Genomic DNA, 8,449 nt, shown 5'->3' on the forward strand with positions numbered 1-8,449 from the left:
CAGGCAGTGGTGCTAGCCGACAATCGCGTCGTTAACCAGCGCTTCTTGTTCTTCAACGTGTACGGACATGTAGCCTGCTGCAGGTGCTGCAGAAGACATACGACCTGCGAAGCGGATCTTCACTTCAGGATACAGTCTGTCTAACACACGACTCATACGGTGACGGTTGGCATGCCAAGCGCCTTGGTTCTTAGGCTCTTCTTGACACCAAATCAGCTCTTCAACATTTTTGTACGGCTCCAAGATCGCTTCAAAATCAGCGTATGGGAATGGGTACAATTGCTCAAGGCGGATAATCTCCACATCTTCTTTAGCCAATTCTTCGCGACGGTTGTAAAGGTCGTAGTAAACCTTACCGCTACAAAGTACCAAACGTTTAACATTTTCCGGCTGGATGTTTTCTGCGGCTTCTGGCAGAACCGTTTTGAAGCTACCTTCAGATAGGTCTTCCAACGTAGAGATTGCTTGCTTGTGGCGTAGCAAACTCTTCGGAGACATGATGATCAACGGACGTCGCATTGGACGAATCGCCTGACGACGCAAGATGTGGTAGATCTGCGATGGCGTCGTTGGTACACACACCTGGATGTTGTATTCCGCACACAACTGCATGAAACGTTCTAGACGCGCAGAAGAGTGCTCTGGACCTTGACCTTCGTAGCCGTGTGGCAACAACATTGTCAGACCACATAAACGGCCCCACTTGTGCTCACCACTGGTAATAAATTGGTCAATCACCACTTGCGCACCGTTCGCAAAGTCACCGAATTGCGCTTCCCACACGACTAGGCCTTTTGGCGAAGTGGTTGAGTAACCGTATTCGAACGCAAGAACCGCTTCCTCAGAAAGGTACGAGTCGTATAGATCCAGCGTTGGCTGGTCATCAGACAAGTGTTTCAGAGGAATGTAAGTGCTGCCGTCTTTTTGGCTATGAACCACAGCGTGACGGTGCGAGAACGTACCACGACCAGAGTCCTGACCCGTAATACGGATTGGGTAACCTTGCTCAAGTAACGTTGCAAAAGCCAGTGTTTCCGCATAACCCCAGTTGATTGGCATGGCACCAGCGGTCATTTTGTCACGATCTTCATAGATCTTCATAACCTGACGTTGAACCACAACTCCATCAGGGATTGCCGTTGTTTTCTTAGCCACATCCTGCAGTTGAGCCAATGGGTAAGTCGTATCGCCCTCATCGGTCCACTCAACACCTAGATAAGGTTTCCAATCAACAAACAGCTCAGAGTTGGATTCAAGCACCAAGCTCTTCGCAACGTGACGACCATTATCAAGGTCTTCACGGTTTTCATTCACCAACTCATCCGTTTCCGCTTCGCTAATAATACCGCTAGCGATCAACGCTTCTGCGTACTTAGTACGAGTGGTTTTCATCTTATTGATGACTTTGTACATCAGCGGCTGAGTACCAGATGGCTCATCCGTTTCGTTGTGACCACGACGGCGGTAACACACCATGTCGATGACCACATCACGACCGAATTCGTAACGGTAATCCAGTGCCAGTTGTGTCACGAACAATACGGCTTCTGGATCATCACCATTGACGTGGAAGATTGGCGCTTGAATCATTTTCGCAACGTCGGTTGCGTATTCAGTTGAACGCGAGTCTTCTTGACGGTTAGTGGTAAAGCCCACTTGGTTGTTCACTACGATGTGCACCGTACCGCCTGTTTTGTAGGCACGTGTTTGCGACATCTGGAAGGTTTCCATCACCACGCCTTGACCAGCGAATGCGGCATCACCGTGGATGGAAATTGGCACAACCGTCTTACCTGTCTTATCTTGGCGACGATCTTGGCGAGCACGTACCGAACCTTCGACTACCGGAGAAACGATCTCAAGGTGAGATGGGTTGAACGCTAGTACAGTGTGAACTTCACCGCCTGCTGTCATCACGTTAGATGAGAAACCTTGGTGGTATTTTACGTCACCAGATGTATTGACAAGCTTCTTACCTTCGAACTCGTCAAACAGGTCTTTAGGGTTCTTACCTAAGGTGTTCACCAAGACGTTTAGACGACCACGGTGAGCCATACCGATGACCACTTCTTTGGCGCCTAGTGCACCAGAGCGTTGAATCAGTTCGTTCACCATTGGGATCAAGCTTTCGCCACCCTCAAGGCCGAAACGTTTCGCACCTGGGTAACGGCTGGCTAGGTATTTTTCTAGACCTTCTGCTGCCGTTAAACGCTCAAGCAATGCTTTGCGAGTTTCTTCTGAATAATCTGGGCGTGAACGTACCGATTCCACACGTTGCTGCAACCAAGCCTTTTCTTGGGTATCAACAATGTGCATGAATTCATAGCCGACGGAGCCACAGTAAGTTTTTTCTAGCTCAGCAATCATGTCCTTAAGCGGCATGTTTTCTTGATTGAAAAATAGTGAGCCAGTATTAAAAGAAGTATCTAGATCGGCACCGGTTAATTGGTGGAAACCTAAATCAAGGTCAGCAACCTTTTCTCGTTTCTGCAAACCAAGTGGGTCCAGATTAGAGTGTTGATGGCCTCGAACGCGGTAAGCGTTAATAAGTTGAAGAACGTTGATTTGCTTTTGCTCGTGCTCTGAGCTAGCTGCGACACCTGTAGAAACAGGAATATTGCGGAACTTGTTTTTACCAAGTTCTAAGAATTGTTGTTGAATAACGGAGTGAGGAAGATCGGTTGACTGCGCTTCACTAACTCTCGGCAACTGATCAAAACATTTCCGCCATTCTTCCGATACTGAGTTGGGGTCAACTAAGTAGCTCTCAAACAGCCCCTCAACATATTCAAGGTTGCCCCCTGAAAAGTGAGAAGTGCTCCATAGCAACTCCATCAAACTTTCATGCATTCTCGATCACCCTTTTATGTTCGAGCCAGCTATCACCGTGACGCGATAACTCAAATTTTCATTCTGGTTAAACTAATCAGTGAATAGTCGCCAGGTTATTATTTACTTTTTTACTAAACGACACTTAAACAGTCCAATTTTAAAGCACAGCTGCCTTACTTCTCAGTAATAAATGGGGCTATTTAGTGTTTTTTCACGTACAGATATTCCCTGTCATGAAAAACTAAATTCTTCGCAACTCATATTATGTATGGTTTCAATGTTGCGCTGGAAACCGGTGTCAAAGCAGCTTCTATTCTATAGAAGCTGCTTTGCGATGTACCATTATAAAAACAGTACGGGTCTTTCAAATATCAGGTCGCACGCTGAATCAGCATGGTACGAATATTACCGATCGCTTTAGTCGGATTCAGACCTTTAGGACATACGTTGACACAGTTCATGATGCCATGGCAACGGAATACGCTAAATGGATCATCAAGATCACCTAGACGCTCTTGCGTTGCTGTATCACGACTATCGGCCAAGAAACGGTAAGCTTGAAGCAAACCAGATGGACCGATGAACTTGTCTGGGTTCCACCAGAAAGACGGACAAGCCGTTGAACAACATGCACACAAGATACACTCGTATAGACCATCAAGCTTCTCACGCTCTTCTGGACTCTGCAAACGTTCAATCGCTGGCGCTGGCGTATCGTTGATCAAGAATGGCTTGATCTTTTCGTACTGCTTGTAGAACTGGCCCATGTCCACAACTAGGTCACGAACCACTGGTAGACCTGGTAGTGGGCGCAGCACAAGCTTGTTGTTTTTCGCCGCTGCCGACACTGGCGTAATACACGCTAGACCGTTTTTGCCAGACATGTTCATACCGTCAGAACCACACACACCTTCACGGCATGAGCGACGGTAAGAAATGCTTGGATCTTGTGCTTTAAGTAGGTTCAGCACATCAAGCACCATCAAGTCTTTACCTGCTGGCAGCTCGATTTCAAAATCCTGCATGTAAGGCGCGTCGTCCTTCTCAGGATTGTAACGATAGATACTCACTAACATCGACATAACTCCTTAGTATGAACGAATTTTCGGTGGGAAAGCTTCCATAGTTTTCGGCGCAAAGTTCACATCGCGCTGGGTCACTTTCTTCGTTGCTGGATGGAACAGTGAGTGTTTCAACCAGTTTTCGTCGTCACGTTCAGTAAAGTCATTACGAGCATGCGCACCACGACTCTCTTTACGGAATTCCGCAGGAATCGCCGTTGCTTCCGCAACCTCTAGCAAGTTCTCAAGCTCAAGCGCTTCAATACGTGCTGTGTTAAATGCTTGGCTCTTATCTTCAAGGTGTAGATTCTCAACGCGCTTGCGAAGCTCTTTAAGCTGCTCAAGACCTTTCTGCATTGAAGGACCTTCACGGAATACACCGAAGTATAGCTGCATGATTTTCTGAAGCTCTGCACGAACTTCAGCAACCGATTCACCACCCGTTGAGCTGTTAAGACGATTTAGACGAGACATCGCTTTTTCAACGTCAGTGTCACTAGCGGCCATTGAGTCGAAACCTTCATCAAGAGATTTCTTAACCTGTAGACCTACCGCACGACCAAATACCACCAAGTCTAGTAACGAGTTACCACCTAAGCGGTTAGCACCGTGTACCGATACACTCGCGATCTCACCACAAGCGTAAAGGCCTGGGATAATAACGTCTTCGCCTGCATCATTTTGCAATAGCGCTTGACCACCGATATTTGTCGGTACACCACCCATCATGTAGTGACAAGTTGGTACCACTGGAATCGGCTCTTTCACTGGATCAACGTGCGCAAAGGTACGTGAAAGCTCTAGGATACCTGGTAGACGTTTGTTTAGCGTCTCTTCACCTAGGTGATCCAGTTTTAGAAGTACGTGGTCACCATTTTCACCACAGCCACGACCTTCAAGGATCTCAAGAATCATTGAACGTGCCACTACGTCACGACCAGCAAGGTCTTTCGCGTTTGGTGCGTAACGTTCCATGAAACGTTCGCCGTCTTTGTTGATTAGGTAACCACCTTCACCACGACAGCCTTCTGTAACAAGCGTACCCGCACCGTAAATACCGGTTGGGTGGAATTGCCACATTTCCATGTCTTGCATTGGCACGCCAGCACGAAGCGCCATACCAACACCGTCACCAGTGTTAATGTGTGCGTTAGTTGTAGACTGGTAAATACGACCAGCACCACCTGTCGCTAGCACAGTCGCTTTCGCTTTAAGGTAAACCACTTCACCCGTTTCAACACAGATAGAAACGGCACCAACGATTGCGCCTTCAGAGTTTTTCACCAAATCAACCGCGTACCATTCGTTGAAGAATGTGGTACCGCCTTTTAAGTTAGCTTGGTATAGCGTGTGTAGCAGTGCGTGACCGGTACGGTCCGCTGCGGCACAAGTACGTGCTGCTTGACCACCTTTACCGAAGTCTTTTGATTGACCACCAAAAGGACGTTGGTAAATACGGCCATTTTCTTTACGAGAGAATGGTAGACCCATGTGCTCAAGCTCAAATACCGCTTGTGGACCTACAGAACACATGTATTCGATAGCGTCTTGGTCACCGATGTAATCAGAACCTTTAACGGTATCGTACATGTGCCAACGCCAATCGTCATTTGGGTCTTCACTTGCGATCGCACAAGTAATACCACCTTGCGCTGATACAGTGTGTGAACGAGTTGGAAATACTTTTGTGACACACGCAGTGTTTAAACCAGATTCAGTCAACTGAAGTGCCGCACGCATACCTGCGCCACCACCACCAATTACAATGGCATCAAAAGAAATAGTACGAATATTAGCCATTACTTACAGCCCCCAAAGAACCTGAACACCCCATACGACATAGATAAACATTACTAAGCCACATAGAGATTGAAAGAAGAAACGAACGCCTGTTGCTTTGATGTAGTCAGTTGAAATTGACCACAAGCCGATCCATGAGTGGATACCAACAGATAGCAACGCAAGTAGAGAGAAAATACGCATTGAAGTCATTTCAAATAAACCACTCCACTGTTCGTACGTTAGCCCTGGATTAAGTAGCAAGTAAGCGATAATAAAGACACTGTATACCGCCAAAACCAATGCAGAAATACGCTGCATCATCCAGTCATACAGACCTGAACGGCCAAAGCTAGTAATTTGAGTTACCATATCCATACCCCTGCTAGTAGAATCAGAACAACAGCGATCACTAGGTTCGCTTTCGCCGCCATGCGGCCACTTTCAAGTTCTTCGAAATGTCCCATATCCATAAACAAGTGCTTAACACCCGCTACGAAGTGGTACATCAGCGCTGAAACGACACCCCAAACGACAAATTTTGCTAGAAAATTGTTTTGTAGCACCTCTACCACTTGATCAAAACCTTGCTGTGAAGACAATGACATATCAAACGCGTAGAACAGGAATACCAAGCCTACAAATAGGATGATACCGGTCACACGGTGAAGGATAGAGACAATTGCGGTTACGGGCATTGATATTGTGGAAATATCAAGGTTGACTGGTCTTTTTTTGTTCACGACTCTTTACACCATTTTATTTGATTGAATGGTCAATCACGACCCAAATTCTATTGTCACCTTTATCCTACGTTTAAAAACGTACAAAAGGTTTACATAGGCCTCCTTGAAAATCCCATCGATTTGCAAGCGACATTGGCACATGCGACTCAAACTTGCCAAATAACACCGACAAATCAATGAAATCATCGGGTCGCAATTATAGACTAGGCCAAAAACCTAAGACAAATAGACAGAACGCAGGCTTTCTGATGGTCGTCATTCACAAAATGAATGGAGCCATAAACAAAAGCAATAATGGTATAAAATTACAGTTTTCTACCCTTCCAGAATTACTACATAACTCTTAATAATCATAAACTTAACAAAAAATAGAGTGAATTTCGTGCACCCCACCCCCACAATCTTGTTACAAATTTACAAAGAAATTACTAGGATCTATTAAGCAGTAAAAAATTTGTCTAATTGACTTTGTAACCCCTAAGAAAGTATTTTTTCCGCACCTTCTGGGCCAGGAGAGCTAATTCAAGGCTCTTTGCCCCCGGACCAGAGTACGAAGGAGACCAAAAATGGCTGACAAAAAAGCTCGCATAACGGTAGACGGTATCGATCAAACGATTGAACTTCCTGTATTAACAGGCACTGCAGGACAAGACGTGATAGATGTAAGAACATTAGGTTCTCATGGCGTCTTTACTTATGATCCTGGCTTCATGTCTACTGGCTCATGTGAATCTGCAATCACCTATATCGATGGTGACGCAGGCGTGCTTCTACATCGCGGTTACAAAATTGCCGATCTAGCACAACACTCAGATTACCTAGAAACGTGTTACCTACTTCTATACGGAGAACTGCCTACAGCAGAGCAAAAAGCAGAATTCGTAGTAACAGTTAAAAACCACACCATGGTGTCAGAATCGATGCAGAAGTTCCTAGATGGCTTCCGCAACGATGCTCACCCAATGGCAGTAATGGTAGGTCTAGTGGGTGCGATGTCTGCGTTCTACCAAGATCACATGGACATCACTGATCCTAAGCACCGTGAAATCGCTGCATTCCGCTTGATTTCAAAAATGCCAACTCTTGCAGCAATGTGTTACAAGTACTCTAAAGGTCAACCGACCATGTACCCACGTAACGACCTTAGCTACGCAGAAAACTTCCTGCACATGATGTTTGCAACACCATGTGAAGAATACAAAGTTAACCCTGTATTCGCCAAAGCTATGGACCGCATCTTTATCCTACACGCGGACCATGAGCAAAACGCTTCGACTTCTACAGTACGTTTGGCAGGCTCTTCTGGCGCTAACCCATTCGCCTGTATCGCAGCCGGCATCACAACGCTTTGGGGCCCTGCTCACGGTGGTGCGAACGAAGCAGTACTAACCATGCTGGAAGAAATCGGTGATGAGTCAAACATCGACGAGTTCATCGCCAAAGCGAAAGACAAGAACGATCCGTTCCGTCTAATGGGCTTCGGCCACCGCGTTTACAAGAACTTCGATCCACGTGCCAAAGTGATGCGTGAAACCTGTGATCAAGTCCTTGCAGAACTCGGCCAGTCTGACGATCCTATGCTGAAAATTGCTAAGCGTCTTGAGCAAATCGCTCTAGAAGACCCTTACTTTGTTGAACGTAAGCTATACCCGAACGTAGATTTCTACTCAGGTATCATCATGAAGGCGATCGGCATTCCAACGTCTATGTTCACCGTAATCTTTGCCATGTCACGTACCGTTGGCTGGATTTCGCACTGGAATGAAATGATTGGTGGCGCCTACAAAATCGGCCGTCCACGCCAGCTTTACGTGGGTCACACTGAACGTGAATACCCAACAGATAAGTAAGTAACAGCTCTAAAAAAAGCGGCCATAGGCTAATGCTGTTCACTTAAGGATTGAATTTAATTGAATAGCCCCAGAAAATCCGATTAAGCATTCTTAATCGGATTTTTTTGTGTCTATTCAACAGCTCTTACTTAGTATCGATGAACTTCATTCCTTTTCGGACAACTCAACGTTTACTCAA

At 46.1% G+C, this 8,449-nt stretch carries 6 protein-coding genes; 1 reads left to right on the forward strand and 5 read right to left on the reverse strand.

The window, feature by feature from the left end; all coding sequences use genetic code 11:
- Positions 1-12: 12 nt before the first annotated feature.
- The 5 genes from MAQ5080_RS12470 to sdhC all read right to left on the reverse strand — a co-directional run bounded on the left by MAQ5080_RS12470 (position 13) and on the right by sdhC (position 6,415).
- The gene (locus MAQ5080_RS12470) at positions 13-2,850 is read right to left on the reverse strand and encodes a 2-oxoglutarate dehydrogenase E1 component (RefSeq protein ID WP_067332974.1); all 2,838 of its coding nucleotides are present in this window, start codon (positions 2,848-2,850) and stop codon (positions 13-15) included.
- Between the two features lie 353 nt (positions 2,851-3,203).
- Positions 3,204-3,908 carry a succinate dehydrogenase iron-sulfur subunit gene (locus tag MAQ5080_RS12475; protein ID WP_067210816.1) on the reverse strand — a complete coding sequence of 235 codons (705 nt, stop codon included), beginning with the start codon at positions 3,906-3,908 and terminating at the stop codon, positions 3,204-3,206.
- Positions 3,909-3,920: 12 nt separating this feature from the next.
- The gene (gene sdhA / locus MAQ5080_RS12480) at positions 3,921-5,693 is read right to left on the reverse strand and encodes a succinate dehydrogenase flavoprotein subunit (RefSeq protein ID WP_067210819.1); all 1,773 of its coding nucleotides are present in this window, start codon (positions 5,691-5,693) and stop codon (positions 3,921-3,923) included.
- Between the two features lie 3 nt (positions 5,694-5,696).
- Positions 5,697-6,044, reverse strand: coding sequence for a succinate dehydrogenase, hydrophobic membrane anchor protein (gene sdhD, locus MAQ5080_RS12485; RefSeq protein ID WP_067210823.1), 348 nt, complete (start codon positions 6,042-6,044; stop codon positions 5,697-5,699).
- Positions 6,038-6,415 (reverse strand): succinate dehydrogenase, cytochrome b556 subunit, encoded by a 378-nt coding sequence (gene sdhC / locus MAQ5080_RS12490; protein ID WP_067210826.1) that lies wholly within the window; start codon positions 6,413-6,415, stop codon positions 6,038-6,040. Before sdhC ends, sdhD begins: the two co-directional genes overlap by 7 nt.
- A 569-nt stretch (positions 6,416-6,984) precedes the next feature.
- On the opposite strand from sdhC, the gene gltA reads away from it, so the two are divergent.
- Positions 6,985-8,268, forward strand: a complete 1,284-nt coding sequence (gltA, locus tag MAQ5080_RS12495) for a citrate synthase (RefSeq protein ID WP_067210829.1) — start codon at positions 6,985-6,987, stop codon at positions 8,266-8,268.
- Positions 8,269-8,449: the final 181 nt, after the last annotated feature.

The sequence above is a fragment of the Marinomonas aquimarina genome (assembly GCF_900089755.1).
GTDB classification, from domain to species: Bacteria; Pseudomonadota; Gammaproteobacteria; order Pseudomonadales; family Marinomonadaceae; genus Marinomonas; species Marinomonas aquimarina.

Bases quoted from the DNA above. Each gene is read 5' to 3' on its own strand.
- MAQ5080_RS12470 (WP_067332974.1), bottom strand. From the start codon at position 2,850: ATGCATGAAAGTTTGATGGAGTTGCTATGGAGCACTTCTCACTTTTCA.
- MAQ5080_RS12475 (WP_067210816.1), bottom strand. From the start codon at position 3,908: ATGTTAGTGAGTATCTATCGTTACAATCCTGAGAAGGACGACGCGCCT.
- sdhA (WP_067210819.1), bottom strand. From the start codon at position 5,693: ATGGCTAATATTCGTACTATTTCTTTTGATGCCATTGTAATTGGTGGT.
- sdhD (WP_067210823.1), bottom strand. From the start codon at position 6,044: ATGGTAACTCAAATTACTAGCTTTGGCCGTTCAGGTCTGTATGACTGG.
- gltA (WP_067210829.1), top strand. From the start codon at position 6,985: ATGGCTGACAAAAAAGCTCGCATAACGGTAGACGGTATCGATCAAACG.